Annotated in this window: 26 protein-coding genes; 10 read left to right on the plus strand and 16 right to left on the minus strand. The window is 36.6% G+C overall.

What is annotated here, in order from left to right; genetic code table 11:
- Positions 1–6: 6 nt before the first annotated feature.
- Together I6U49_RS07565 and I6U49_RS07570 are read right to left on the minus strand one after the other, a co-directional pair.
- The gene (locus I6U49_RS07565; RefSeq protein ID WP_198628209.1) at positions 7–696 is read right to left on the minus strand and encodes an outer membrane beta-barrel protein; all 690 of its coding nucleotides are present in this window, start codon (positions 694–696) and stop codon (positions 7–9) included.
- A gap of 230 nt (positions 697–926) precedes the next feature.
- Positions 927–1,370 carry an Hsp20/alpha crystallin family protein gene (locus tag I6U49_RS07570; protein WP_198628210.1) on the minus strand — a complete coding sequence of 148 codons (444 nt, stop codon included), beginning with the start codon at positions 1,368–1,370 and terminating at the stop codon, positions 927–929.
- 128 nt (positions 1,371–1,498) lie between these two features.
- Here I6U49_RS07570 and I6U49_RS07575 point away from each other — a divergent pair, with 128 nt between their 5' ends.
- Both I6U49_RS07575 and I6U49_RS07580 read left to right on the plus strand, forming a co-directional pair.
- Positions 1,499–2,842, plus strand: coding sequence for a DUF2254 domain-containing protein (locus tag I6U49_RS07575; RefSeq protein WP_317191853.1), 1,344 nt, complete (start codon positions 1,499–1,501; stop codon positions 2,840–2,842).
- A gap of 33 nt (positions 2,843–2,875) precedes the next feature.
- Positions 2,876–3,133, plus strand: coding sequence for a DUF1456 family protein (locus tag I6U49_RS07580; RefSeq protein ID WP_193710575.1), 258 nt, complete (start codon positions 2,876–2,878; stop codon positions 3,131–3,133).
- A 141-nt stretch (positions 3,134–3,274) separates the two neighbouring features.
- Here the strand turns inward: I6U49_RS07580 and ettA are convergent, their stop codons facing one another.
- The 3 genes from ettA to I6U49_RS07595 all read right to left on the minus strand — a co-directional run bounded on the left by ettA (position 3,275) and on the right by I6U49_RS07595 (position 5,691).
- Positions 3,275–4,966, minus strand: a complete 1,692-nt coding sequence (gene ettA / locus I6U49_RS07585; RefSeq protein ID WP_193710574.1) for an energy-dependent translational throttle protein EttA — start codon at positions 4,964–4,966, stop codon at positions 3,275–3,277.
- Between the two features lie 61 nt (positions 4,967–5,027).
- Positions 5,028–5,495, minus strand: coding sequence for a DinB family protein (locus I6U49_RS07590; RefSeq protein ID WP_198628211.1), 468 nt, complete (start codon positions 5,493–5,495; stop codon positions 5,028–5,030).
- 16 nt (positions 5,496–5,511) lie between these two features.
- Entirely contained in the window at positions 5,512–5,691 is a 180-nt protein-coding gene (locus I6U49_RS07595; protein WP_193710572.1) for a CAL67264 family membrane protein, read from the minus strand.
- 179 nt (positions 5,692–5,870) lie between these two features.
- On the opposite strand from I6U49_RS07595, the gene I6U49_RS07600 reads away from it, so the two are divergent.
- The 3 genes from I6U49_RS07600 (at position 5,871) to I6U49_RS07610 (ending at position 9,944) form a co-directional block, all read left to right on the plus strand.
- Entirely contained in the window at positions 5,871–7,499 is a 1,629-nt protein-coding gene (locus I6U49_RS07600; protein WP_198628212.1) for an acyl-CoA carboxylase subunit beta, read from the plus strand.
- Between the two features lie 210 nt (positions 7,500–7,709).
- A complete protein-coding gene (locus I6U49_RS07605) occupies positions 7,710–9,344 on the plus strand; it encodes a M1 family metallopeptidase (RefSeq protein ID WP_198628213.1) in 1,635 nt (544 codons plus the stop codon).
- Between the two features lie 177 nt (positions 9,345–9,521).
- Positions 9,522–9,944, plus strand: coding sequence for a DoxX family protein (locus I6U49_RS07610; protein ID WP_193710569.1), 423 nt, complete (start codon positions 9,522–9,524; stop codon positions 9,942–9,944).
- A 31-nt stretch (positions 9,945–9,975) separates the two neighbouring features.
- On the opposite strand, the gene I6U49_RS07615 is transcribed toward I6U49_RS07610, so the two are convergent.
- The 6 genes from I6U49_RS07615 to holA form a co-directional block, all read right to left on the minus strand.
- Positions 9,976–11,073, minus strand: a complete 1,098-nt coding sequence (locus tag I6U49_RS07615) for an AMP-binding protein (protein ID WP_193710568.1) — start codon at positions 11,071–11,073, stop codon at positions 9,976–9,978.
- 61 nt (positions 11,074–11,134) lie between these two features.
- Positions 11,135–12,076: a CPBP family intramembrane glutamic endopeptidase gene (locus I6U49_RS07620; RefSeq protein ID WP_198628214.1), complete on the minus strand. Its 942-nt coding sequence runs from the start codon at positions 12,074–12,076 to the stop codon at positions 11,135–11,137.
- Between the two features lie 3 nt (positions 12,077–12,079).
- The gene (locus I6U49_RS07625; RefSeq protein WP_198628215.1) at positions 12,080–13,114 is read right to left on the minus strand and encodes an o-succinylbenzoate synthase; all 1,035 of its coding nucleotides are present in this window, start codon (positions 13,112–13,114) and stop codon (positions 12,080–12,082) included.
- A gap of 28 nt (positions 13,115–13,142) precedes the next feature.
- On the minus strand, positions 13,143–13,823 hold the full coding sequence (locus I6U49_RS07630) for a metal-dependent hydrolase (RefSeq protein ID WP_193710565.1): 681 nt from the start codon (positions 13,821–13,823) through the stop codon (positions 13,143–13,145).
- Positions 13,824–13,907: 84 nt separating this feature from the next.
- The gene (locus I6U49_RS07635; RefSeq protein WP_198628216.1) at positions 13,908–14,810 is read right to left on the minus strand and encodes a 1,4-dihydroxy-2-naphthoate polyprenyltransferase; all 903 of its coding nucleotides are present in this window, start codon (positions 14,808–14,810) and stop codon (positions 13,908–13,910) included.
- 1 nt (position 14,811) lies between these two features.
- Positions 14,812–15,816 carry a DNA polymerase III subunit delta gene (gene holA, locus I6U49_RS07640; protein ID WP_193710563.1) on the minus strand — a complete coding sequence of 335 codons (1,005 nt, stop codon included), beginning with the start codon at positions 15,814–15,816 and terminating at the stop codon, positions 14,812–14,814.
- A 75-nt stretch (positions 15,817–15,891) separates the two neighbouring features.
- On the opposite strand from holA, the gene I6U49_RS07645 reads away from it, so the two are divergent.
- The 3 genes from I6U49_RS07645 (at position 15,892) to I6U49_RS07655 (ending at position 18,275) form a co-directional block, all read left to right on the plus strand.
- Positions 15,892–16,359 (plus strand): type I restriction enzyme HsdR N-terminal domain-containing protein, encoded by a 468-nt coding sequence (locus I6U49_RS07645; protein WP_198628217.1) that lies wholly within the window; start codon positions 15,892–15,894, stop codon positions 16,357–16,359.
- Entirely contained in the window at positions 16,356–17,351 is a 996-nt protein-coding gene (locus I6U49_RS07650; protein ID WP_198628218.1) for a glycosyltransferase family 2 protein, read from the plus strand. The genes I6U49_RS07645 and I6U49_RS07650 overlap by 4 nt, the downstream gene beginning before the upstream one ends.
- Before the next feature lie 90 nt (positions 17,352–17,441).
- The gene (locus I6U49_RS07655; RefSeq protein ID WP_198628219.1) at positions 17,442–18,275 is read left to right on the plus strand and encodes an OmpA/MotB family protein; all 834 of its coding nucleotides are present in this window, start codon (positions 17,442–17,444) and stop codon (positions 18,273–18,275) included.
- Positions 18,276–18,357: 82 nt separating this feature from the next.
- Here the strand turns inward: I6U49_RS07655 and I6U49_RS07660 are convergent, their stop codons facing one another.
- From I6U49_RS07660 to I6U49_RS07670, 3 genes are all read right to left on the minus strand, one after another.
- On the minus strand, positions 18,358–18,978 hold the full coding sequence (locus tag I6U49_RS07660) for an L-threonylcarbamoyladenylate synthase (RefSeq protein WP_198628220.1): 621 nt from the start codon (positions 18,976–18,978) through the stop codon (positions 18,358–18,360).
- 66 nt (positions 18,979–19,044) lie between these two features.
- The gene (locus tag I6U49_RS07665; RefSeq protein WP_198628221.1) at positions 19,045–19,257 is read right to left on the minus strand and encodes a hypervirulence associated TUDOR domain-containing protein; all 213 of its coding nucleotides are present in this window, start codon (positions 19,255–19,257) and stop codon (positions 19,045–19,047) included.
- 67 nt (positions 19,258–19,324) lie between these two features.
- Complete coding sequence (locus I6U49_RS07670; RefSeq protein ID WP_198628222.1) at positions 19,325–21,646, minus strand: ATP-dependent helicase; 2,322 nt, start codon at positions 21,644–21,646, stop codon at positions 19,325–19,327.
- A gap of 347 nt (positions 21,647–21,993) precedes the next feature.
- On the opposite strand from I6U49_RS07670, the gene I6U49_RS07675 reads away from it, so the two are divergent.
- Complete coding sequence (locus I6U49_RS07675; protein WP_198628223.1) at positions 21,994–23,607, plus strand: FMN-binding glutamate synthase family protein; 1,614 nt, start codon at positions 21,994–21,996, stop codon at positions 23,605–23,607.
- Positions 23,604–24,125, plus strand: a complete 522-nt coding sequence (locus I6U49_RS07680; protein ID WP_193710554.1) for a DUF7935 family protein — start codon at positions 23,604–23,606, stop codon at positions 24,123–24,125. Before I6U49_RS07675 ends, I6U49_RS07680 begins: the two co-directional genes overlap by 4 nt.
- Here I6U49_RS07680 and I6U49_RS07685 read toward each other — a convergent pair.
- Entirely contained in the window at positions 24,122–25,045 is a 924-nt protein-coding gene (locus I6U49_RS07685) for a patatin-like phospholipase family protein (RefSeq protein WP_193710553.1), read from the minus strand. The two genes, I6U49_RS07680 and I6U49_RS07685, sit on opposite strands and share 4 nt — an antisense overlap.
- A complete protein-coding gene (locus tag I6U49_RS07690; RefSeq protein WP_198628224.1) occupies positions 25,045–25,947 on the minus strand; it encodes a patatin-like phospholipase family protein in 903 nt (300 codons plus the stop codon). Before I6U49_RS07690 ends, I6U49_RS07685 begins: the two co-directional genes overlap by 1 nt.

A 25,947-nucleotide genomic window follows, 5' to 3' on the forward strand; every position in this document is an offset into this window, starting at 1 on the left:
TGTTATTTAGAAATAACAGCCTCTTCCTCTCCTTCGGCCTGTATTAGATTCGCTGTCGCCAATCTTAAAACTAAGGCTTAATAGAAATTGGTTTACCCTTAAATCATCATATTCGGTCAAATTAATACCATACTGTCCATTATTAAAGTCAAGGCCTTGTGATTCCTGACTTGCCAAAGACCTATCGTATCTCACGCCCAATTCAAACCTTCCTATGCTAGCTTTAATTCCGGCCTGCACAGCAAGAGGGGTGTTTTGCACAATTATAGTTTGGTTCACCGGCTCGGTACCTTCAATGGTGGCATTCATAATGTTTTGATAAGCAGGCCCCGCATAAACATCTATAGGCCCCCAAACATTATATCCAAATAAGAGGGGAATACTTAACTTTTCTACCGCGTATATTGAATTTTGCGCGGGAAATTCGAATTCCATCTCCATAGAATTGAATATCACCTCAGGACGCACAAAAAACTTCCCAAAATTCAATTCAAAAAATACCCCTGCATGGAAACCAACTTTGGGTTGCCCTTCAACAACTCCATCAAAAAAACCTGCACCTCCCGAGGAACTACCGTCAATTTCGCCGGTCATAGAGTAATTGGCACCTCCTTTTATTCCAAAACTATATTCCTGTGCCTGAGAGACAGAGACACAAAAAATGCTAATAAAAATTAGTACAAAATATTTATTCATAAAAATAGATTTAGTAGGTCTGTTCTTGTGGGTAAATATATCATATTATATAAAATAATTATAGAGTTCCCGGTTTCTTTTTAACGAATAAAAATACAATTGCGTATATCTTTACCCCATAAATCCCTTTTCCGGCTTTGATTAAAGCATTTTTAAATACGTAAAATACCCGCATAAAAAAAACGTCCGCTAAGGGACGTTTTTTTAACTAACTAAATCAACTATTAAAATTACGAAATATCAATCATTCGTTTAGGTTGCACTTTAGCTTCCTCTCGTTTTGGAAGTTCTATCGCCAAAACTCCATCTTCATAAGAAGCTGATATTTTTTCGCTATTCACAGAATCTGGTAAGCCAAATGCTCTTTTAAAAGTACTGTAACTAAACTCCTTTCTGGTGTATCTTCCATTTTTTTCTGAAGTTTCACTTTCTTTTTTCTCTTCAGAAGAAATGGTTAAAACATCATTATCTAATTCAATGTTGAAATCTTCCTTGGTTTTACCAGGTACGGCAACCTCTACTTTAAAATGGTCGTCGGTTTCCTGAATATTTACAGCAGGAATGCTGGTTCCAATACTGTTCACATTTGTAGTTCCTCCTAACCAATCGGTTTTAAACATATCGTCAAAAACAGATGGCAGCCAGTTGGCCTCATTTCTTTTAATTAAACTCATAGCTTTATAATTTTTGTTAAACTTTATTTTTTTACTTCTTCTGATAATCTATTAGCAAATTAAATTCCAATTCAAACAACATGTCTTTTTGACACCTATACGGTGAAAATAAATGTCATTTTGACAAAATGAATAAAGAAACATATCTTAAAGCATATTTAAGTACCTTTCCAAAAAATTCTATGAAGCATTTTTTTAATCGCATTTATATCATCCTTTTCAACCTGCAAAGCAAAATTGCATTTTACCCCAGTGTATTTGCTATTCTAGGTTTTTTATTCGCTTTTATACTCATCTATATCGAAAATAAAGGCATTTCAAAATACCTGATAGAACATATCCCAATGCTGGTAGTAAATAATGGAAATACAGCATTAAGTATATTAACCGCTTGTATTACCGGACTTATTTCTATGATGGTTTTTAGCTTTTCTATGGTAATGGTTTTACTAAACCAGGCCTCCAGTAATTATTCGCCCAGACTACTACCCGGACTTATCTCTGATAAAAATCACCAAATTATCCTGGGGATCTACCTGGCTACAATACTCTATTGTATTTTTGTGGCCGTTTCAATTCAGCCCGAAGGAGATTCACATCAAATACCAGGTTTTTCAGTATTGGTAGGAATTATTTTTACTGTTATTTGTATAGGATCTTTTATCTATTTTATTCACAATATTTCGCAAAGTATTCAAATTAACAATATCCTGGATCGCATTTTTCGTCAGGCTAAGAGCCGATTAAATTTGTTAGTGAAGAATGAAAAAAAAGAAGTTCAGGATTTTCCAGAAACCAAGAACTGGCACGAGTATCATTCACAGGAAAGCGGATATTTTCAAAATTTATCTTCAAAAAACCTCCTGGATATTTGCAAGGAAAAAGAAACTCAAATTGAAATCTTACCCGTAAAAGGAATTTTTATTTTAAACGGAATCCCCCTTTTTAAATCAAAAAAAGAGTTAGACGAAGAAACCGTAAAAAAAGTACTGTCTAATTTTAGCCTTGCACGCGGCGAGTTGGTTAGTACAAACTACGTTTTGGCATTTAAACAAATTACCGAAGTTATAGTAAAAGCTATGTCGCCGGGCATTAACGATCCCGGAACCGCCTTAAACGCCATAGACTATTTAACCGAGCTACTTGCGTTAAGAATGCAAAAGAAAGATACCGAATTTTTAAAAACTGAAGACCAGGTGCTAATAAAGATGCGAAGTGTAGATTTCAAAGAATTATTATACCAGGTTCTGGCTCCCATAAGAGCGTATTGCAAACATGATATTATTATCGTACAAAAAGTGGGGATGCTCTTTTATTACCTGAAAAATCAAAAAGCTATTCATAAAGACTATTATAAAATAATTGATAATGAGGCTAAAAATTTTCTTACAGACGCCAAATCAACAATAGAGAACAAAGCCGATATAGCTAAAATTACTGCCATTGAAAACCAATTAAACCTGAAAAACTAAAAACTAAACCTGGGAAAAAACTATTTTTGCACTATGGGATTAACAAACAACGATATTTTTAAAAAATTACGGGTCGCTCACAAATTAAGAGACGACGATATTGTAAAAATTTGTGCTTTGGTAGATTTTAAAGTTACCAAAAGTGAATTGGGTGCAATTTTTAGAGCCGAAGACCACCCAAAATATGTAGAATGTGGCGATCAATTTCTTCGGAATTTCCTTAACGGACTCATAATTCACCTTCGTGGTCCAATGCCTCCAAAGAAGAAAAAGAAACCAGAGAAAGAATAGTATAAAAAAGCCTCACAGATTTAAAAAACTGTGAGGCTTTTATTTATAAATCAAATTAACGTCATTCTGAACTTGTTTCAGGATCAAAGTTATTGTTAATAAGCATTTTAAACCTTAAAATAAACTCAGGGTGAAATTGGCTTATCTCACCAATTTCTTATATTTAATACGTTTCGGCATAATATCGCCACCTAAACGTTTTTTCTTATTCTCCTCATAATCAGAGAAACTTCCTTCAAAGAAATAAACCTGAGAGTCTCCTTCAAAGGCTAAAATATGTGTACAAATTCTATCCAGGAACCAACGGTCGTGAGATATAACTACTGCACATCCGGCAAAATTCTCTAAACCTTCTTCCAGTGCCCTAAGGGTATTCACATCTAAATCGTTGGTAGGCTCATCAAGCAGTAACACGTTACCTTCTTCTTTAAGCGTCATCGCTAAATGAAGTCGGTTGCGTTCTCCACCAGAAAGCATATTTACTTTCTTATTTTGTTCGCTTCCGCTAAAGTTAAATCGGCTCAAATAAGCTCTTGAGTTTACCTGGCGGCCACCCATCATAACTAATTCCTGCTCGTCGCTAAAGTTTTGCCAAATAGTTTTTTCAGGATCAATGTTAGAATGTGCCTGGTCTACATAAGCGATTTTTGCAGTCTCACCAACTTCAAAACTTCCTTTATCTGGCTGCTCTTCTCCCATAATCATTTTAAAAATTGTGGTTTTACCGGCACCGTTAGGACCGATAACCCCTACAATTCCAGCCTGCGGAAGTTTAAAATTTAAATCTTCATATAGCAATTTATCACCAAAAGCTTTACTCACGCCATTGGCTTCAATCACATTGGTGCCCAGTCTTGGACCATTTGGAATATAAATTTCCAGCTGTTCGTCCATTTGCTTTTGATCCTGGCTCAATAGCTTATCGTAATTTTTAAGCCTGGCTTTTTGCTTGCTTTGGCGACCTTTAGGGTTCATTTTTGCCCACTCCAACTCACGTTCAAGCGTTTTTTGACGTTTGCTGGCTTGCTTTTGTTCCTGTGCCATTCGTTTAGACTTCTGGTCTAGCCAGGACGAGTAATTTCCTTTCCACGGAATACCTTCACCCCTATCTAACTCTAAAATCCAACCGGCAACGTTATCAAGGAAATAACGGTCGTGCGTTACAGCAATCACGGTTCCTTTGTACTGGGCTAAATGATGTTCTAACCAATGTACAGATTCGGCATCAAGGTGGTTTGTAGGCTCATCAAGCAGTAAAATATCCGGTTCCTGCAGCAATAACCTACACAGGGCTACACGTCTTCTTTCTCCCCCAGAAAGCACCGCAATTTTTTTATCGGCCTCGGGTGTGCGAAGTGCATCCATCGCAATTTCCAGCTTAGTATCCAGCTCCCAGGCATTAGAAGAATCAATTTTATCCTGAAGTGCCGCCTGCTTATCCATAAGTTTCTGCATTTTTTCAGCATCCTCATATACTTCAGGCAAACCAAACTGGTCGTTTATTTTATTATATTCATCCAGAATAGCAACCGTTTCGGCCACACCTTCTTTTACTACTTCAAGAACTGTTTTATCTTCATCTAATTTTGGTTCCTGTTCCAGGTAACCAACAGAATATCCGGGAGAAAAAACCACATCGCCCTGGTAATTTTTATCCTCGCCTGCTATAATTCTAAGCAAAGTAGATTTACCGGAACCGTTTAAACCTAAAATTCCAATTTTTGCACCATAGAAAAAACTAAGGTATATATTTTTCAAAACAGGAGTATTCGCATTTTTAAAAGTTTTGGTTACCCCAGACATTGAAAAAATCACTTTTTTATCATCTGCCATATACTATTTTTTTAATCTGTTTAAGTTTGCAAATATCTAAAATAAAACTCACACCACCCCACTATTTATAAAGTCCCAGTAGACGTAAAATAATGAGCATTTGGCCCGTGTGATAGGCCGTATGTTCTATAACCAGAAGCACCTCCCGAAACAAGCTATGCTCTTCAGAATTAATAACCGGATTATTAAGCTCGTTTTTGGGATCTAGCAGGAATTTTTCCAGCAACACCCTATTATTAAAATATTCCTTCTTGAGGTTATCCCAGGCTTCCATGCTTTCAGGCGCCAACCGTTCAGGCCAATAATCATCGGGCCAATTAGGAGCTTTGTACTCACTTGAAATAGCATAATCTACGATGTCTTTTTGGGCAAAAACCACATGGTAAAAAAGTTCATAGAATGAATATGGTAATTGATAGGGACGCTCCCCCAGTTTCTCAAAAGGAATTTTATCTATAAAACTCTCTAAAGAAGCAAAAGCTTCTCCACCTTTTAAATGCTTAAGCAGTTGATCTTTTGCAGCACTCATAGCTTATAATTTCAACTTAAATCCTGCCTTTTAGAGCATTAAAAGCCCAGGAAATTGCAAAAAAACCAATTCCCACCACCGAGAATCCAATAGCATAATCCCTATATTTAAGTACGCCTAATAAAATAATTGCGGCTCCAATTAAAAACAAAGCAAAAGATGCCCAGGCGAAGATGGTATTTTTATTCATTCCCATAATAAAAGGTTTTGTACAAATATCGAACATTTTAGCCTCAAAATCCACTTTAAGAATAAAGCCTATTTTGTATTTTAGCCAAAAGAGAACGAAGTTTTCGCTTTTTACTGAAAAATTGATAAAAATTTTAGCAGTATTCAAGTTTATTTAATAACAATAAAGCTCGAAACTTACAATATATGAATATGAAATTCAATAAGAATGAAGATCATAACAAACTTTTGGTTTCTTCATTAAATCATAAACTTAAACGCGTAAAGCTGGGAGGAGGTGAAAAACGTATTGAAAAACACCACGCCAAGGGGAAAATGACAGCCCGTGAACGTATTGATTTTTTACTGGACGATAAATCGAAGGCTATAGAAATTGGTGCATTTGCCGGTGAAGGTATGTACAAAGAACACGGTGGCTGTCCTTCAGGAGGCGTAGTGGTAAAGATTGGCTATGTATCGGGGAAGCAATGTATTGTAGTCGCTAATGATGCTACTGTAAAAGCAGGTGCCTGGTTCCCTATTACCGGAAAGAAAAACCTGAGAGCCCAGGAAATAGCCATTGAAAATAAACTCCCCATCATTTACCTGGTAGATAGCGCCGGGGTTTACCTTCCCATGCAAGACGAAATTTTCCCTGATAAGGAACACTTCGGAAGGATTTTTAGAAATAATGCAGTAATGAGCAGTATGGGAATCACTCAAATTGCAGCCGTAATGGGAAGTTGTGTTGCCGGAGGTGCTTACCTTCCTATTATGAGCGATGAAGCCCTTATTGTAGAAAAAACCGGAAGTATTTTCCTTGCCGGAAGTTACCTTGTAAAAGCTGCCATTGGAGAATCTATAGACAATGAAACCCTGGGAGGAGCCACGACACATAGTGAAATTAGCGGCGTTACAGATTATAAAGCTACAGACGATAAGGATGCTCTTACCCGCATAAAAAACATCATGGATAAAATGGGCAATTTTGATAAAGCCGGATTTAACCATAAAAAAGCCGCAGCACCCAAAGAGAAGCAAGAAGAAATCTATGGAATTTTGCCTAAAAAGCGAAGCGATCAATACGATGTTAGGGAAATTATCTCCCGACTGGTAGACGGTTCTGAATTTGAGGAATATAAAGAAGGATATGGGCAAACTATTATTACCGGTTACGCCCGTATAGATGGTTGGGCCGTTGGTATAGTCGCCAATCAGCGTAAAATTGTAAAGACCAAAAAAGGAGAAATGCAGTTTGGTGGAGTGATTTATTCCGATTCTGCCGATAAGGCCACCCGTTTTATTGCAAACTGCAACCAGAAAAAAATTCCATTGGTTTTCCTTCAGGATGTAACCGGTTTTATGGTAGGCAGTAAAAGTGAGCACGGCGGAATTATTAAAGATGGGGCCAAAATGGTAAATGCGGTTAGTAATTCGGTAGTACCAAAATTCACTATTATTATGGGCAATTCTTACGGTGCAGGAAATTATGCGATGTGTGGAAAAGCTTACGATCCTAGACTTATCGTAGCCTGGCCCAGTGCCGAGCTTGCTGTAATGGGCGGCACACAAGCAGCAAAGGTTTTAGCACAAATTGAAACCGCTGCCATGGAGAAAAAAGGCGAAAAAGTTGATGAGGAAAAGGAAAAAGAAGTTTTTGATGCGATAAAATCACGTTACGACGAACAAACTTCTCCTTACTATGCAGCCGCAAGACTATGGACAGACGCTGTAATAGATCCTTTAGACACCAGAAAATGGATCTCTATGGGGATTGAAGCCGCCAACCATGCGCCTATTGAAAAGGATTTTAACTTAGGAGTGATACAAACATGAAATTACAAGCCCCCTGCCCTCCCGAAGTGAATTCAGGACAGGCTCCAAAGGGGGAATATATTTCTGGAATGCTTCTGAAAAGTAAGAGATAAAAAAACTTCTAATTATTGAAGAGTTAAAGAGGAATTCAAATTTTAATCATTCAAAAATCAGATTTCGAATTTACACAGATTAGTTCCTTTTTTTATTTCAAATCATAATAAACAAATAATGAAACCAAGCCTATTAACTTTTATACTTTTAATACTTACACTCAATTTAAGTGCCCAGGTTTTAAGCAACAAAGACGGTAAATATACCGAAGCCGATTCCTTAAGGGGCTCTTTAAGGCCTGAACGCGCTTTTGATGTTCAGAAATACCATTTAAAGCTTAAAGTAGAACCCGAAAAACAATTTATTTCGGGCTCAAACACCATTAGCTTTATTGCTGAAGAAAATCTTTCTAGCATTCAAATAGATCTTTTTGAGAACATGGACGTAGATTCTATTCTTCAAAACAATAAAGCCTTAGATTTTAAACGTAAACATAATGCGGTTTTTATCGAATTAGATGAATTGGTAGAAGCAGATGAACAGGGCGAAATTCAGTTCTATTATTCCGGAAAGCCTATTGTGGCAAAAAATGCACCCTGGGATGGTGGTTTTGTATGGGACAAAGATAAAAATGGCAATCCCTGGATTGGCGTAGCCGTGCAGGGAACCGGGGCAAGCCTTTGGTATCCAAATAAAGATCATCAAAGTGACGAACCAGAGGAAGTGCAACTGGATATAGCCGTTCCAAACGGACTAATGAATGTTTCTAACGGTCAATTTTTAGGCGAAAAAGATTTGGATAACGGCTTTACCGAATGGAGCTGGAAAACCGTAAACCCTATTAATAACTACAACGTGATGATTAACATCGCAAATTACGAGCATTTTTCAGATTCCTACGGAGATCTAGATTTAGACTATTACGTGTTACCCTACAACCTGGAAAAAGCTAAAAAGCAATTTAAAGAGGTAAAACCCATGATGGATTGCTTCTACGAAAAATTTGGTGAATATCCTTTTGTGGAAGATGGTTTTAAGCTAATAGAAACCCCTTACCTGGGTATGGAACACCAAAGTGCTGTGGCCTACGGAAATGAATATAAAATGGGCTACAAAGGCAATGATCTTTCGGGGACCGGGATTGGTCTAAAATGGGATTTTATTATTATTCACGAATCGGGTCACGAATGGTATGGCAACAGTATTACCGCTAGAGATATTGCCGATATGTGGATTCATGAAGGCTTCACTTCTTATTCTGAAGCAGTGTATATAGAGTGCCGTTGGGGTAAAAAAGAAGCGCAGGAATACCTTAAAGGCACCCGCAGCGGACTTGGGAATACCTCAAAAATTATTGGCGATTACGGCGTAAATAGCGAAGGCTCCGGAGACATGTATTTTAAAGGAGCTAATTTGCTAAATACCATTCGTAGTATTTATGATAACGATGAATTATGGTGGAAGACCTTAAAGGATTATACTGAAACCTATAAGCATCAAATTATTGATACCCGAACTACCGAAAATTTCTTTAATGAAGCAACTGAAGTAGATTTACAACCAATATTTGACCAATATCTAAGACATGCTGCCCTACCTAATTTGCAGTTCAGAAAAAAAGATGGGAAAACACAGGTTAAATGGGTGACAGATGTTGAAGGTTTCAAAATGCCTGTCGATATTTTTATAGATGGAAAAGAAATAAGGATTAATCCTACTAACCAATGGCAAAACATAAAGCAGAATGTTGCGATAGATAAAATAAAAGTAAACGAACTGGAATTTTATATTCAAACCAGTTTTAAAAAATAGAGAAGCTAGAGCCTTATAATATGGCTGTTTAGGAAGTAATTAAATTCAAAAATTGATACTAATTCCTTCTTAATCAGCCATTTTTTTGTGCCTAAAAATAAAATAATAACAAATAATTATCACAACAAATCATTAATTTTCAGTAACTTAAGTCAATATAACTTTAAAGCTAGAGATATGACAAGCGTAAAATCCCTCAATAAGTGGGCAAATGCGCACACTTATTATTTCATTGATATTTTAAGAATTGCCCTGGGAGTTTTTCTTTTTATAAAAGGAATCAACTTTATTTCTCAAACAGAAACCCTTATAGCCCTTATAAAGCCTCTTGAAGGTTACGGAGGCACCATGTTTACGGTGCATTATGTAGCTTTTGCCCATTTAATTGGCGGTGTACTTATAGCGGTTGGCCTACTTACACGTTGGGCCATTATCGTTCAATTACCTATTATTCTTGGTGCCATTGCCATAAACTTTATAGGTGTTATGCAGCCCGGCAGATTGTTGGAAGCTAGCATCGTACTAATTTTAAGCCTGTTTTTTCTATTTTATGGCTCTGGTAAGCATTCTATGGACTATTCAATGAAAATGCAGCAATAAGAAGATTTTGTTTGGTATTAAATTAGGATACTTAATTCATCTTACTTTTAAACGTATTTTCTCTATGTATTTTCCCGGTGTGAGTTTCTTCAAATTTTTCGATAAGATAAATCTTTTTTGGTCGTTCATATTTCTCCAGGCTTTTTAAAGCTTTAATCTCTTGCTGTAATTGAGCCAAAAGAGCTTCAGAAAATTCGTTTTCAACAAATAACACCAATTTTTCTCCCAAAGAATCATCGGGCATCCCAATTACAAATAAGCGCTGATCTATAATTTTTGAAAGCTTTTTCTCTATTTGCTCAGGGTGCAGTTTTATTCCTCCCGAGTTAATTACATTGTCTAACCTGCCTTGCCATCTAAACTTTTTATAGGTAAGAATATCAACTACATCATTTGTAACGATAATATCATCTGAAAGTTTAGGAGCTTTAATTACCAGGCAACCCCTATCGTCTTTAGAAATATTAATATTAGGTAAAACCTTAAATACGCGTGACTTTTTCTTGTTTTTTGACGGATTTAATCTTTTGGCGGCAATATGGGTAACCGTCTCTGTCATTCCATAAGTTTCGTAAACTTTAGTATCTACATCTTTTACCATTTTTTGCAATCTTGGGGAAACTGCCCCACCTCCCACAATTAATTTTTTTATAAGATGTAACCGCCCCACCGAATTATCTAATTGAAACGGGGTCATGGCACAAAAGTCATATCGCTTAAAAACCTGATCTAAGGGGTTGGAGGAAGGCGGTACCATATCTAAATGCCAACCTAATACCATTGCCCTCACCAGCATCATCTTTCCGGCAATATAGCTAGCGGGTAAACACAATAAAGCAGTTGTCTTTTCGGGTAGGTCGAAGAACCGGGAAGTAGCTATGGCCGAATTAATCATAAACTCCTTTTTAATTCTTATCACTTTTGGAGTTCCGGTAGAACCCGATGTTTTTACTTCTACATACTTAGAAGGCTTAATCCAATCTAACAGGAAACTTCCTACTTTTTCTTCAAAAGCTTCTCCTTCCTTTATAAAACTATAAGCAATAGAATGTAATTCGGCATTGGTAAAATGTCGCTTATTCAGCCTAAAATCTGGATGCGTTTCCGGTAATTTATAATTATCTGCCATATTTAAAACCAAATATGTTACATTCCTCTATACTGAAAGTTAATAAATTGTAATGATAAATTTAAACTTCTTCAATAGGTTTTATTACTTCAGGCTTTTCTACGCGACCAAAAAGTTTATTTTTCCAATCACTCCAACCGTATTTTTTGGCCATGATATAAAGGAAAAGAGGGTATATTATAAATACCGGCACCAACACGTCAAGACCGGCAGTTGGATCGGAAATATCCTTAAAAATAGATTCGGTTTGGAATGCAGTCCAATCGGCGGTAATTAACAAGGCCGCGGTAAGGTTGTTTCCGGCGTGAAAGCCTAAAGCCAATTCCATACCTTCATCCATTAATGTCATAATTCCCAGTAAAAATCCTGTACCTATGTAATAAACCATGATTAAGTTTCCCATTTGGGTTACTTCAGGATTAAAAAAATGTAAGCCTCCAAAGCAAACTGAAGTTACCAGTAAAGGTACCCAACGATTTTTGACCAATACCCCCAGGCCCTGCATAAAATATCCCCGGAATAAATATTCTTCAAAGCTGGTTTGTAACGGAATCATTACTAAAGCAACTGCCACAAGAATAGCAAAAGGAACCGGTTTAAAATTCACCAAAAAGTCTTCAGGGCTTAGCATATACTCTATCAAAGTAACACTAATTGTAAAAGCAGCTACAAGCCCAAAACCAAACCAAACGCGTCCCCAGTCAACTTTTTTACGGCTGGTGGTAAGCGACTTTAAGGTTTGGTTATGCAATAACTTTACTACCAAAACCAGGACTCCCAATCCTGCAGCAAAAGTTAATAGGATTAGAAATAAGGTAAAGTTAGAATCTAAAACCCGCATAAGTTCTCCCTCAGTCATCGATGCTATTTCCATTCCCCGCTCCAGAAAAATAGCTACACCTAAAGGTATTTGGCCTATAAGAACTCCACCAACAACCAATATTGTTCCAATGATGTATCGCCAAAATTCGTGGCGATATTTAAAAGCTTCAGCTATATACATGGTTTAAAAATTAAAATCCCAATTTTTTGTTGGGTTATATTGAATATTTCCTTTAGTGACCTCTAACGGACATGCTATATTATTAGTATACAAACTCCCCGTTCCCAGGCCCTGCGGCATTTTATTATTTTTGCTAAAGGTAAATTGAGAAATTGCATTTAACCCCAGATTGCTTTCCAGGGCACTGGTAATCCACCAGCCAATATTTTGTTTTCCGGCAAGATCAATCCACTCTTGGGCACCTTTAAAACCTCCAATTAAGCTAGGTTTTAAAATAATATACTGCGGTTTTATTGTTTGTAACAATTCTTTCTTCTTCGTTACATCAAAAACACCAATTAATTCTTCGTCTAAAGCTATAGGAAGCGGAGTCTCTTCGCATAATTGAGCCATTTCTTCCGTTTGCCCCTGTTTAATGGGCTGTTCTATACTGTGTAACTGGAATTCACTTAAGCGTTTTAGCTTCTCCAAAGCTTCGGTTGGTTTAAAAGCTCCATTAGCATCTACGCGTAACTCTATTTCTTCAGGAGAAAATTCGGTTCTTATATATTTTAAAAGTTCCAATTCGGCCTCAAAATCTATGGCGCCAATCTTCATTTTAATACAATCAAAACCGGCTTCAATTTTTTCCTGGATTTGCGACTTCATAAACGACTTTTCACCCATCCATATCAATCCGTTAATTGGTATTGCCGATTTCCCCCGGGTAAATTCAGAAGGGTATATCTCAAAAGGATTGGCCGAATGTAAAGACCTAAAAGCCATTTCTACCCCAATTTGAATGCTGGGAAATTCTTTTAATTCTTCCCAAAGCATAGTTTCGCCTAAATTAATATTGTTACAAACCCATTGTAGTTTCTCTTCATAATCTGGCCTGTCGTCTACGCTAAGGCTTCTAAGAATTCCACATTCTCCATACCCGGTTTTACCGGCATCGGTAATTTTTAGGAACCAGGTTTCTTTAGTAGTAAGAACGCCCCGCGAAGTTCCGCTGGGGCGTTTAAATTTTAAGACATACTTCTTGTATTCTGCCTGCATATATTTTTATTGTTTAGCTAAGTTGTAACTAAAGCTCCAAACTTTCTCCAATTTCCAGCAGCATTAAGTCTTTACCTTCATCAAAGAATTTTCTTTTAGCTTCTTCGTGATTAATCTCAATGTAGCCAAAAGTATCGTAATGGCAGCCTAGAACTTTATCACATTCTACAAAATCACTGGCAATAATAGCGTCTTCTACTCCCATGGTGAAATTATCTCCAATAGGGAGAATTGCTAAGTCCAGGGTGGTATGTTGGGGTATTAATTGCATATCCATGGTTAGGGCCGTATCTCCGGCAATATAGATATTTTTATGCTCCCCTTCTATCACAAAACCTCCGGGTTGGCCACCGTATTTACCATCTGGAAAAGAACTGGTATGTACAGCATTTACATATTTTACTTTTCCAAATTCAAATTCCCAATTACCTCCGTGGTTCATAGGGTGAACTTCTATACCTTTTTCTTCGTAATGATTGGCAATTTCAAAATTACTTACAATTACAGCTCCGGTGTTTTTTGCAATTTCCTCTGCATCTAAGGTATGATCCTGATGGGCGTGCGTTAATAAGATATAATCGGCCTTTATATTCTTGATATTAATTTTATCCTTTGCCAACTCATTACCGGTAATAAACGGATCTACCAATACATGGATATCCCCAATTTTAATTCCCAAACAACTCTGTCCGTAAAAAGTGATTTTCATAACTTCGTTTTTATGGTTTTTTCTAATTTAAGCATTCAATAAAAATTACTTCAAATTACCAAATATATAATTTTGTTAAACTTGCTACCAAACCTGTCCCAGCCCAAAAAGTATGGAAGTGGCAAAAGTAGAAATTGCCAAGATTTTTAACTCGGGATCCAGGAGTACGGCATTTTCATTCTCCACCACTCTTTTAAGATGAAGGATTAATGGAACGAGAGCCGGGATATAAAGAAAATCGTTTATACTTTCTAAACTAAGCACAGTAAATAAAATTAGACATAAGATAGCGACCAGTATAAGCGAATAGTGATAGTTCCTGGCTTTTTTCGCGCCTAATTTTACAACTAGTGTAATCTTTCCTGCCTTTTCATCTGATACGCGATCGCGCATATTATTAAGGTTTAAAACACCCACGCTTAAAAGCCCTATGCTAAAAGCAGGTAACAATACCAACCAATTCCAATGGTGTGCATATAAAAAATAAGAACCATACACGGCCACAACTCCAAAAAAAAGAAAAACAAAAACATCGCCCAATCCACGATATCCGTATGCCGATTTACCAACGGTGTACTTTATGGCGGCAGCTATTGCAGCTATTCCCAAAAAGAAAAAAAACAAAGCATAGCCTAAATTTTCCTTTCCAAAAGCGGCATAGATAAGTAGTACAGCAAAAAGCAGGGTAACAACAGTAGTGATAATAATTCCCTGAAGCATTTCTTTTTGAGTAATTAAGCCACTTTGTAAAGCACGTTGTGGCCCCACCCTATCCTCATTATCGGTTCCTTTAACACCGTCTCCATAATCGTTCGCAAAATTGGAAAGCACCTGCAAACCCAGTGTTGTTGCCAGTGCAAGGCTAAAAATAACAAGGTTAAAAACACCTTCACTAACTGCAATAGTGGTTCCCACAATAATCCCTGATATAGAAAGTGGCAATGTTCTTAACCTGGCAGCACTAATCCACGTATTTATTTTGCTCATATTAGTTTAAGATCTTTACCATTAATTCCTTGAGCAAATCGCCGTGAGAAATATTCACCGCTCCCACACCTTTTCCCTTCACATCGCTTTCGTGCAAAAGTCCAATTACCTGGCTTACTTTTTTCATAGGATAATTTTTTGCCGCAGCTATATAATCGCCTACAAAATAAGGATGCACTTTAAGCTGCCTGGCCACATTCGCTTTAGATTTATCGGGGAGCCCATGATACTGCATAATTTGAGAAAAATAGGAAAATAACAAGGAAATGGTTACCACCATTGGATTGTCTTTAGGATTCTGTGCAAAATAATTTACAATGCGATGTGCCTTTAAAGAATCTCGCATTCCAATAGCTTTTCGCAATTCAAAATTATTAAAGTCTTTGCTTATTCCTATATTCTGCTCTATAAGCTCTGGAGTTATTTGGGTACCTTCAGGGGTAATAAGTTGAAGTTTATTAAGTTCATTATCAATTTTCCCAAGATCAATTCCTAAAAACTCTACCAGCATTTGCGCGGCTTTGGGCGAAATAGTATAATTTCTTGACTTTAAAGTCTTCATAATCCAATCGGCCACCTGGTTTTCGTAAAGACGTTTACTCTCAAATAAAACTGCATTTTTCTTTAAAACCTTAGAAAGCTTTTTACGCTTATCAAGGCTTTTGTATTTATAACAAAAAACCAACGTAGTGGTAGCCTGCGGGTTTTCAGCGTAATCTACCAGTTTTTCTATGCTTCTCGATAGGTCTTGCGCTTCCTTTACAATAATTACCTGTCTTTCGGCCATCATGGGATAGCGCTTGGCATTACTTACAATTTCATCTATGTTGGTATCTCGACCATACATAATAATTTGATTAAAACCCTTTTCTTCCTCCGCCAGTAAATTTTGTGCTATAAAATCTGAGATCTTATCTATATAGTAGGGTTCTTCGCCCATTAAAAAATAAAGCGGAGATACAGTTCCTTTTTGAATATTATTTACAATCTCTTTTGCTTCTTCCATGTAGGTGAAGGATTTTTTAATTTTAAATTATACTGAAGCTTGCGGCGCTGTGATTTTCTTTTTTACTTTTGGCCTATGTTAGCGCTTAATTTTCCCAAATATTCGTTTCGGTTCAAAAATAGTGAAAATAAAGTAGCCGTTTTTGATGAACTCAGGAAAAAATTTGTGATTCTAACCCCTGAAGAATGGGTGAGACAACACGTGGTAAGATTCCTTATTTTAGAAAAGAAATATCCTAAAAACCATATTAATGTTGAAAAGCAGCTTAAACTGGGGAAGCTAAGCAAACGTTATGATGCCGTAGTTTTTTATCCTAACGGAAAAATAAAAGTAGTGGTAGAGTGCAAAGCTCCACATATAAAAATTACACAGGAAGTTTTTGACCAAATTGCCCGGTACAATTTAAGTTTAAAAGCAGACTATTTAATGCTTACCAACGGCCTGCAACATTATTTTTGCAAACTGGACTACAAAGAAGAAAAGTATCAATTTCTGCCCGAAATCCCAGATTATTTTACAGCTGAAAAAGATAAAAAACAATGACAATAGCGGTAGTGGTTTTAAATTGGAATGGACGCGCTTTGCTAGAACAATTCCTGCCTTCGGTAATTCGCTTTTCAGAAGAAGCCAATATATACGTAGCCGATAATGCTTCTACAGATGACTCTATAGAACTTTTAAAGGAAAAATTTCCTGGGGTAAAAATTATTCAGAACAAAGAAAATGGCGGATTTGCCAAAGGCTATAACGAGGCACTTTCTAAATTAAATGAAGATATTTTTGTATTGCTAAACAGCGATGTAGAAGTTACCGAAAACTGGCTAAAACCTATTATAGAAATTTTTAAAAATCAGCCTAAAACCGCGGCTGTTCAACCTAAAATCCTGGATTTTAAAAGAAAAAATTATTTTGAATATGCCGGGGCTGCGGGAGGATATATAGATAAATACGGCTATCCCTTTTGCAGGGGCAGGATCTTTGACAGTTTGGAAAAAGACCATGGGCAATACAATGACGATGCATCTATTTTTTGGGCCAGTGGTGCCTGCCTGGTAATACGTAAAAATGTTTATTGGGAAGTCGGTGCACTAGATGAGGATTTTTTTGCGCATCAGGAAGAAATTGATTTATGCTGGCGTATTCATAATTTAGGCTATCAAATAAAATCTTGTGGCAATTCTGCCGTTTACCATGTGGGTGGTGCAACCTTAGACAGCATGAATCCCCAAAAAACCTTTTTCAATTTTAGAAATAGCCTGTATATGCTTTTAAAAAACATACCGGCACCAAATGTGTATGGTATATTGTTTATTAGAATGGTTCTTGATGGAGTAGCAGGAATCAAATTTATTGCAGAAGGTAAGTTCTCTCATTTTTACGCTATCCTTAAGGCCCATGCAGGATTCTATTCAAACTTTAATAAAATTCGATCAAAACGAAAGAACCTTATAAAAAACAAGCATTATTTCCTTACAAAATCCATTATTTGGTCTTATTTTTGCTTACGTAGAAAAGAATTTTTAAAATTAAAATAAAAGGAATCAAACTTATGCTAAAGCTTCTTTTTCTGCTTTACTTTTTTTGATACTTTTGAAACATCTAACATTAATTACAATTACAAGATTATGAAACGAATTATGCTTTTATCGGCTACTGCCGTTCTTTTGTTCTCCTCTTGCGTATCTAACAAGAAATATGCAGAGCTTGAAGAAAAACAAAAACAAACTCAAGATGAGTTAAACACTGCTACTATTAAGTTAAATGCATGTTTAGAGGACAAACAAGACCTTAACCAACAAATTTCAAGACTTAATAACACCAATGCGGCACTGCTTAATAACGTGGGCGATCTGGCAACTCTTTCTAAGAAAGAAGCAGAAAACCTTGAACGTTCTTTAGAAAGCATTAAAGAAAAAGATTTGGCTATCCAATCTATGCGTGATGCCATTAGCAAAAAAGATTCTGTAACATTAGCTTTAGTAACCAGCTTAAAAGGTGCTTTAGGTAATATGGCCGATGAAGACATTGAAATTAATGTTGAAAAAGGTGTGGTTTATGTTTCTATTTCAGATAAGCTTTTATTTGATAGTGGTAGATACAATGTTACCAGCCGTGCCAAAGAAGTACTTGGTAAAGTTGCTACTGTAGTTAAAAACAAGCCAGACATCGAGTTTATGGTAGAAGGCCATACAGACGATAAGTCTATCAAAACAGCTATGTTTGAAGACAACTGGGATCTTAGTGTAAAAAGAGCTACCTCTGTAGTTAGAGTTCTTCAGGACGAATTTGGTGTAGAGCCAGCAAGAATGACTGCCGCTGGTAGAAGTTACTATGTTCCTGTTGCTACAAATGAAACTGCTGAAGGTCGTGCTAAAAACAGAAGAACAAGAATTGTAGTTCTTCCTAAGTTAGACCAATTCTACGGAATGATCGAAGAAGGAATGAAGTCTGCTAAATAAGACCTAATTTCTAATAAATATGAAAAGGCCCTCTAAAAATTTAGAGGGCCTTTTTTTATACTTACTAAAAAATATATTTAAACTATAAGTTTTCGGTACTACCTTTTCCCTCTCTTATCACTTCAGGTTGGGAAGAAGTTAAATCTACCACTGTAGAAGGAATATTATCTCCATAACCACCGTCTATAACAAGATCTACTAAATGATCCCATTTTTCTTTAATCAATTCGGGATCTGTGGTATACTCAAGTACCTCATCTTCGTCGTAGATTGAGGTAGAAACAATAGGATTTCCTAAAGTAGAAACAATACTTTTACAAATAGCATTATCGGGAACTCTAATTCCCACGGTTTTCTTCTTTTTAAAAACATTTGGCAGGTTACTGTTTCCAGGCAGAATAAAGGTAAAAGGACCGGGAAGGTTCCTTTTAAGCACTTTAAAAGTGGCAGAGTCTATTTGCTTCACATAATCTGAAAGATTACTAAGATCTTCACATACAAACGAGAAATTAGCTTTTTCCAGCTTTACGCCCTTAATTTGTGCAATTTTCTCCAATGCCGAGGTGTTGGTAATATCACACCCCAAACCATATACGGTATCTGTAGGGTAAATTATTAGTCCGCCGTTTCTTAAAGTCTCCACAACTTTATTAATATGTTTCTGACTTGGATTTTCATTATAAATTCTAAGTAATTCAGCCATAGTTATAAATTTTAATGCTCGAAAATTTACAAATTTTCGAGCAGATATTTCTAAAATTGGTTTTAATTAATCTTCTTGAGAAACTTCAGTTTCAAGCTTCAGTACTTTACTACCATCTTCCTGTTCAATAAAAAGGGCTTTATTCCCAGGCTCACCTTTACGTGTAATTTCACTTCCATCTATGGTTTTGGTAATTTCTTCTGTATAGGTTTTAATCACTTTTCCACTCGCTTTACCATTTCCCCATTTCCATTCAACTTTACTACCTTCTCTAATCATAGTTTTCTTTTGAAGATAAAAAGAAAGCCGCTTGAAGCGGCTTTATATAACAGAAGTTTAACGAAGCTTAAGATATAAATTTTAATTTCGCAAACCTTAAAAGCAAATTCTTAATCCCCCCATTTTCAAAATCAATCTCGGCTTTTTTATCCTGTCCAACACCACTTATAGCCAGTACTTTTCCTTTTCCAAATCGCATATGTTCCACAACATTACCAACTTCCAGTTTAATTTCATTTCTGGCTTTTTCAGGCTCGGGACTGGCGGGCTTCAATTTTCTAAGTTTTCTTAATTGAGATTCACTGGGCTTATGGGCCGGTGGTGGGGTTCCCTTTTTAGGTTTAGTTTGTCGTAATTTACTTTTATCAACCTCATCGCCAAAAATATCGGTATCAATAAGCGGTTTGTATTTATAATCATCTTGCGGAATCATATAATCTACATACTGCTCATCTACCTCTTCTATAAACCTGCTGGGCTCTGCATCTATTAATTTTCCCCAACGATAGCGTGATTGCGTATAGGTTAAATAAGCCTGCTTTTCGGCGCGGGTAAGTGCCACATAGAACAATCTTCTTTCTTCCTCCAGTTCACTTCGGGTGTTCATACTCATTCCTGACGGAAAAAGATCTTCTTCCAGGCCAACAATATAAACATACGGGAACTCCAGGCCTTTTGCCAGGTGAATGGTCATTAAAGCAACCCGATCGTCATCACCGGTATCCTTATCCATATCGGTAGCAAGTGCTACATCTTCCAGAAATTCTGCTAAAGACCCATTGGCATCTGCCAATTCTTTTTGTCCCTCTACAAAATCTTTAATCCCGTTTAATAATTCTTCAATATTTTCAATCCTGGCAATCCCCTCTGGGGTACCATCTTTCTTTAGTTCCTGAACCAAGCCGGTTTTTTTGGTCACGGTATCGGCCACAGTAAAAGCATCGGCATTTTCAGCAAGAATCGTGAAACTCTTAATCATATTCACGAAATTATCAAGCTTGGCACGAGTACTTTTAGTGATCTTTAGATCAAGATGATCTATATTTTCAATGATTTCAAATATCGATTTTCCATATTGATTCCCGGCAATACTTAATTTATCCATGGTGGTTTGTCCAATTCCGCGGGCAGGATAATTTATTACCCGTTTTAGCGCTTCTTCATCTTTAGGATTTATAAGTAAACGTAAATAGGCCAACACATCCTTAATCTCCTTTCGCTGGTAGAATGAAAGCCCGCCATAAATTCTATACGGAATTTCCTTTTTCCGAAGCGCATCTTCTATAGCCCTACTTTGGGCGTTGGTTCGATAAAGAATAGCAAAATCGCCATTATTCAATTGATTTTGCATTTTATTTTCAAAGATAGAACCTGCAACAAAACGGCCTTCTTCCCCATCGGTAAGCAACCTGTTCACTACAATTTTAGGTCCTTCATCATTCGCCGTCCAAACTACTTTTTCCAGCTTGGTTTTATTCTTTTCAATAATAGAGTTGGCGGCATTCACAATATTTTTGGTAGACCGGTAATTTTGTTCCAGCCTATACATTTGCACATTATCGTAATCTTTCTGAAAATTCAGGATATTGTTAATGTTTGCTCCGCGGAAGGCATAAATACTTTGAGCATCGTCTCCCACCACACATATATTCTGAAACTTATCGGAAAGGGCCTTTACAATAAGGTATTGTGAGTGGTTGGTATCCTGGTACTCATCTACCAAAATGTATCTAAACCTGTTTTGGTATTTCTGAAGTACTTCGGGAAACCTATTTAAAAGTTCGTTTGTTTTCAGCAATAAATCATCAAAATCCATAGCGCCGGCTTTAAAACAACGCTCTACATATTCCTGGTAGATTTCACCCAAACGTGGCTTTTTAGCCATCGCATCGGCCTCCTTTAGTTCGGGGTTTTGAAAATAAGCCTTTACGGTAATTAAGCTGTTTTTATAGGAAGAAATTCTGCTATAAACCTGCTTATATTTATATACGTCTTTATCTAGGCGCATATCTTTTATAATAGACCTAATTACACTTTGTGAATCCTGGGTATCGTAAATCGTAAAGTTTGAAGGATAACCTAATTTATCGGCTTCAAAACGCAAGATTTTAGCAAAAATGGAGTGAAAAGTTCCCATCCAAAGATTTTTTGCTTCACTGTTTCCAACAATTTTAGCAATACGGGTTTTCATTTCCCGAGCTGCTTTATTGGTAAAGGTTAAAGACAAAATATTAAATGCATCTACACCCTGGCTCATTAGGTAAGCAATACGGTATGTAAGTACCCTAGTTTTTCCAGACCCTGCTCCTGCAATCACAATCATGGCACCATCCTTTTGTAATACAGGTGCGCGTTGTGCATCATTTAATTCGGCTATATAAGATTCCAATCTCTTTAATTTTTTAAATGTGTGAAATTAACCAAAATGAGACAAATTATAAACCCGATTTCTACTTTGTTTTAAACAACAAGATTTAGAAGAGTGATTATCTAAGTTTTTAATATCTTTAAATTCCTACAATCCCCCTTTGAATACAAACCAAAGCTTATGAAAAAGAAATAGAAGAACAAACAATCGAGTATCTAAAGGGTTTTTATTGTTTTACTAATGAAAAAACTTTAGCTTGGGCCAATTCAATTTAAACTGAAGTGCCTGCTTTCTTCCTAAATAAATATTAGGAAAACCAAGTTGAAGAAGTAGCTCTAAATCGGTATCGGATTATTTAAATAAATTATATGGAAGATATTTTAAGTTCAATTCCCTGGTGGGGATGGGTTTTAATTTTTTTTGCCTTCATAGCGATTAAAGATATATTCTTTAACCGCAAACATACTATTAAACACAACTTCCCAATTATTGGTCACTTTAGGTATATTCTTGAAGGGATTGGACCCGAATTACGGCAATATATCGTAGCAAGTAATCGCGAAGAACTCCCTTTTAATCGTAGCGAACGCGGTTGGATCTATGCTTCGGCAAAAAATGAAAACAACTATGAAGGCTTTGGCACCGACCAGGATATTTTTTCTACCCACTACATATTCATCAACAATGCCATGCTTCCTTTAAAGCTTAAAGAAGATCATCCCAATAATCTGGATCCGGGCTTTATTGCCTGTGCAAAAGTTATGGGCGAATTTAATAATAGAAGAAGACCTTTTAGGCCGGCCTCAATTATTAATGTTTCGGCCATGAGTTTTGGATCACTTTCGGCCAGGGCCATTGCGGCTTTAAATGAAGGCTGTAAAGAAGCAGGTGCCTATCATAACACAGGCGAAGGAGGGCTCTCACCCTATCATCAAAAAGGAGCTGATGTGGTTTTTCATTTTGGAACAGGTTACTTTGGCGTTAGAGATAATGAAGGTAATTTCTCTATGGAAAAACTAGTGCAACTGGTAAATGAAAACAAAGAGATTCGTGCCATAGAAATTAAATTATCCCAGGGAGCCAAACCTGGAAAGGGTGGCGTTTTACCCGCTTCAAAAATTACTAAAGAAATAGCAGCAATAAGAAATATTCCTATTGGTAAGGACGTATTGTCTCCACCAAGTCATTCTGCTTTTAGCAATACCCAGGAGCTGGTAGATTTTATTGAAGAAATAGCAGAGGCAACAGGCCTTCCCGTAGGGATTAAATCGGCTGTTGGAAAACTGGACCAATGGAAAGAGTTAGCTTCTATTATGTCTAAAACAAAAAAAGGTCCAGACTTTATTACCATTGATGGTGGTGAAGGAGGAACCGGAGCTGCACCACCAAGTTTTGCAGATCACGTGTCCCTACCCTGGATTTATGCTTTTACCGATGTATATCAAATTTTCCTAAATGAGGGTATAGCTAATAGAATTGTATTTATTGGGAGCGGAAAATTAGGCTTTCCTGCCAATGCCGCCATGGCATTTGCCCTGGGTGCAGATTGTATTAACGTAGCCCGAGAAGCTATGATGAGCATTGGCTGCATACAGGCACAATCCTGCCATACCAATACCTGCCCCACCGGCGTTGCTACACAAAACAAATGGTTGCAGGCGGGTATCAATATAAAAGATAAAGCCCGGCGTGTTAATTTTTATTTTACAAAATTTAGAAAGGAACTGCTGGAAATGACCCATGCTTGTGGTTATGAACATCCCTGCCAATTTACCATGGATGACGTTGAAATAAACCTTAGCGACCAAAACCTGGCAAAAAGCCTTGCAGGTACTTTTTCGTATCATAAAGAAAAAGTACCTTTCGAGGGTGTTCATGTTCACAAGAAAGATCCCAATTTGGGTGCTATTTATAAAAGAAAAGAAGTAATTACTAAAGAGGCCGAAACCAAAGAAACTTCGCCCCATAATAAAAACCAATGAATCAAATAGAACTTTCGCAAATCCTATTAGCCATTCTTCCAGCCCTAATTGTTGGAATAGTAGCCTTTTATTTTTTTAGCTCATATAATAAAAATGAACAAAACAGAAGGAATTTCTTATTACACCGGGAAACCCAAAAAACGGCACTACCCCTAAAATTACAGGCCTACGAAAGAATGACACTCTTTTTAGAAAGGATTTCGCCCGGCAAAATACTATTTAGAATAAAACCAAACTCTAATGATAAAGAAGCCTACGAGCGCTTATTAATTCATACTATTGAGCAGGAGTTTGAGCATAACCTAGCACAACAAATCTATCTTTCTACTGAAACCTGGGACTATATAAAAACAGCTAAAAACGCGACTATAGGCATTATTAGAAAAGCCAATCAACAAGAAAGCGTCACCGATGCCGATAAATTAAGGGAAGTAATCCTTAAAAACCTGATAGAAAAGCAATCCCCAACCGAAGCTGCACTGGCTTATTTAAAAAATGAAGTAAAACGCTTTATTTAAAATAAACCAAAAAAGCCTTTTCTTTTAGTGGCCAAAAATTGTAAATGTTTTTCTTTGGCGTGATCGTAACCTTGTTGCCACCACTCACCCATCAATTTTTTATTAAAAACAAGGGAGTTTTCCGTTAGTTTTGTAGGGGTATAATAGGTGTTTAGCTTTACTTTTTTATTTAAAGCGGCAAGTTTTCCTTCTACGATATCGTGATATTCTACCTGATCCAGGAGAAAACCAAAAAGATTTATCATTAAAGAAAACGGATTTTTCCCAAGCACTTTATTATACTCCATATTTTCTGCTTCCAGGATTATAGCATCAACTTCTGTTGCCCCGCGTTTAATGGCTTCACGAATGGGCACTACGCATCCCAATCCACCATCGGCATATTCAAATCCGTCTTTTTTCGCCAAACTCATAAAAGGGATATAATTACAACTTATCCAAATCCAATCGCAAAAATCCTCGTAAGTAAAATCGTGGATAGATTTATACTCTACGCGATTTTTAGACAAATTAGAGACCGTTACTACTACATCTCCCACCTGACTTTTAAGCTGGCTAAAGTTTTCTTCAGAAAAATTACGCTTAATATGTTTTCTAAGATTCTGGCTTTCCCCAAAGGTTCTTTTCTTCCTAATAAATTGCCAGAACATATTAAAATAATTAATTGTTACATACTCCCTACCTTCCTTTCGCTTCACCACAAAAGGATTTATGCTAAAAATTTTACGCTGGTTTACATTGGTGTAGATATCGTAAACCTTATCAATGTTCCCCATGGCAAGATGCGGAATTAATAAGCTTCCGGTAGAAGTGCCCAAAAATAAATCGTATTTCTTGCCTTCTTCCTGAATTAAATATTGAGCAACGCCGCCAGCAAAAGCGCCTTTACTTCCCCCACCCGATATGACCAGTGCACGCATTAAGGTTCAATTTGGTTTATTTCCTCGCTTTTTTCCCTGGCATAAGTATAGCCGGTTTTCCACCAGGTTTTCATTTGTTTCTCATCAAAAATAAGGGAATTGGTAGTTAATACCGTAGGGGTAAAGTAAAAATTTATGGTCGCATTTTTATTTGCTGCTGCAAATTTCCCAATTTGAATGTTTTGCTTTTCTATTCTATCTAACATAAACCTAAATAAATTAGTGATGAGACCAAACACATTTTTGGAAGGCATTCTATTATAAAAAGTGGCTTCGGTTTGTAATATAACTGCATCTATATGTGTTGCTCCTCTCTTAATAGCTTCTTCGATAGGCACCATGGTTCCCAGGCCGCCATCGGCATATTCACAACCATCTTTTTGTACCAGGCTCATAAAAGGCGTATAGTTACAGGAAATCCAAATCCATTCACAAAATTCTTCGTATTCAAAATCTTTAATAGATTTATATTCTACCGTATTAAGCGAAATATTAGAAACCGTAACCACAATATCTTTTTTACTAAATTTTAATTTCAAAAACTCGTCTTTGGCCAGGGTTTCAGCTATAAGCTTTCTTAGGTTTTTACTTTCTCCAAATGTTTTTTTGCCTTTAATAAAGTTACGAATTACGCTAAAGTGGTTAATACTAATTTGGTCGTAACCGTAACGTTTTTTTATAAGAAAAGGACGATTACTAAAAATACTATCCTGGTTTACCGAAGTATAAATTCTTTTAATCTTTTCGCACTTATTTAATGCCAAATGAGAAATTAATAAGCTCCCGGTAGAAGTTCCCAGGTAAAGATCGTAATCCCGTTTTAATTCTTCTATCAAATATTGGCCAACACCGCCGGCAAAAGCGCCTTTACTCCCTCCACCAGATATTACCAATGCCCGCAT

It is taken from the genome of Salegentibacter maritimus, assembly GCF_016236915.1.
Taxonomy (GTDB): domain Bacteria; phylum Bacteroidota; class Bacteroidia; order Flavobacteriales; family Flavobacteriaceae; genus Salegentibacter; species Salegentibacter maritimus.

Bases quoted from the DNA above. Each gene is read 5' to 3' on its own strand.
- I6U49_RS07565 (WP_198628209.1), bottom strand. From the start codon at position 696: ATGAATAAATATTTTGTACTAATTTTTATTAGCATTTTTTGTGTCTCT.
- I6U49_RS07680 (WP_193710554.1), top strand. From the start codon at position 23,604: ATGAATCAAATAGAACTTTCGCAAATCCTATTAGCCATTCTTCCAGCC.
- I6U49_RS07660 (WP_198628220.1), bottom strand. From the start codon at position 18,978: ATGGCTGAATTACTTAGAATTTATAATGAAAATCCAAGTCAGAAACAT.
- I6U49_RS07655 (WP_198628219.1), top strand. From the start codon at position 17,442: ATGAAACGAATTATGCTTTTATCGGCTACTGCCGTTCTTTTGTTCTCC.
- I6U49_RS07635 (WP_198628216.1), bottom strand. From the start codon at position 14,810: ATGAGCAAAATAAATACGTGGATTAGTGCTGCCAGGTTAAGAACATTG.
- I6U49_RS07625 (WP_198628215.1), bottom strand. From the start codon at position 13,114: ATGCAGGCAGAATACAAGAAGTATGTCTTAAAATTTAAACGCCCCAGC.
- I6U49_RS07580 (WP_193710575.1), top strand. From the start codon at position 2,876: ATGGGATTAACAAACAACGATATTTTTAAAAAATTACGGGTCGCTCAC.
- I6U49_RS07575 (WP_317191853.1), top strand. From the start codon at position 1,499: ATGAATAAAGAAACATATCTTAAAGCATATTTAAGTACCTTTCCAAAA.
- I6U49_RS07600 (WP_198628212.1), top strand. From the start codon at position 5,871: ATGAATATGAAATTCAATAAGAATGAAGATCATAACAAACTTTTGGTT.
- I6U49_RS07665 (WP_198628221.1), bottom strand. From the start codon at position 19,257: ATGATTAGAGAAGGTAGTAAAGTTGAATGGAAATGGGGAAATGGTAAA.
- I6U49_RS07645 (WP_198628217.1), top strand. From the start codon at position 15,892: ATGTTAGCGCTTAATTTTCCCAAATATTCGTTTCGGTTCAAAAATAGT.
- I6U49_RS07615 (WP_193710568.1), bottom strand. From the start codon at position 11,073: ATGGCAGATAATTATAAATTACCGGAAACGCATCCAGATTTTAGGCTG.
- I6U49_RS07690 (WP_198628224.1), bottom strand. From the start codon at position 25,947: ATGCGGGCATTGGTAATATCTGGTGGAGGGAGTAAAGGCGCTTTTGCC.
- I6U49_RS07650 (WP_198628218.1), top strand. From the start codon at position 16,356: ATGACAATAGCGGTAGTGGTTTTAAATTGGAATGGACGCGCTTTGCTA.
- I6U49_RS07620 (WP_198628214.1), bottom strand. From the start codon at position 12,076: ATGTATATAGCTGAAGCTTTTAAATATCGCCACGAATTTTGGCGATAC.
- I6U49_RS07595 (WP_193710572.1), bottom strand. From the start codon at position 5,691: ATGGGAATGAATAAAAATACCATCTTCGCCTGGGCATCTTTTGCTTTG.
- I6U49_RS07685 (WP_193710553.1), bottom strand. From the start codon at position 25,045: ATGCGTGCACTGGTCATATCGGGTGGGGGAAGTAAAGGCGCTTTTGCT.
- I6U49_RS07605 (WP_198628213.1), top strand. From the start codon at position 7,710: ATGAAACCAAGCCTATTAACTTTTATACTTTTAATACTTACACTCAAT.
- I6U49_RS07590 (WP_198628211.1), bottom strand. From the start codon at position 5,495: ATGAGTGCTGCAAAAGATCAACTGCTTAAGCATTTAAAAGGTGGAGAA.
- I6U49_RS07675 (WP_198628223.1), top strand. From the start codon at position 21,994: ATGGAAGATATTTTAAGTTCAATTCCCTGGTGGGGATGGGTTTTAATT.
- I6U49_RS07630 (WP_193710565.1), bottom strand. From the start codon at position 13,823: ATGAAAATCACTTTTTACGGACAGAGTTGTTTGGGAATTAAAATTGGG.
- I6U49_RS07610 (WP_193710569.1), top strand. From the start codon at position 9,522: ATGACAAGCGTAAAATCCCTCAATAAGTGGGCAAATGCGCACACTTAT.
- ettA (WP_193710574.1), bottom strand. From the start codon at position 4,966: ATGGCAGATGATAAAAAAGTGATTTTTTCAATGTCTGGGGTAACCAAA.
- I6U49_RS07570 (WP_198628210.1), bottom strand. From the start codon at position 1,370: ATGAGTTTAATTAAAAGAAATGAGGCCAACTGGCTGCCATCTGTTTTT.
- holA (WP_193710563.1), bottom strand. From the start codon at position 15,816: ATGGAAGAAGCAAAAGAGATTGTAAATAATATTCAAAAAGGAACTGTA.